The 234-nt window shown below is 67.9% G+C and carries 1 protein-coding gene; it reads right to left on the bottom strand.

Annotated features, from left to right (window positions below):
* On the bottom strand, window positions 1–234 hold a 234-nt coding region (locus PU724_RS34140), incomplete at both ends, for an AMP-binding protein (RefSeq protein WP_426213882.1).

The raw sequence follows: 234 nt of genomic DNA, 5'->3' as shown, positions 1-234 counted from the left end.
CCATCATCGGGCTGCGCTCCAGGCAGATCGCCACCGGCTGGTCCGGCTTCACGCCAAGGCCGACCAGATGATGCGCCAGGCGGTTGGCGCGCGCGTTGAGCTCGCCGTAGCTCAGTTCCTCGGCCTCATGCACCACGGCCACCCTGTCGGGCGCCTCACGCACCCGCGCCTCGAACAGCTCGTGGATGCACAGCTGCGAAGGATAGTCCGCTTCCGTCCGGTTCAGCTCCTCCA

This window comes from Mesorhizobium abyssinicae (assembly GCF_049887195.1).
GTDB lineage: Bacteria > Pseudomonadota > Alphaproteobacteria > Rhizobiales > Rhizobiaceae > Mesorhizobium > Mesorhizobium abyssinicae.
Note: the sequence above shows the minus strand (reverse complement) of the source record. Positions and strands in the feature narration are given on the sequence as shown.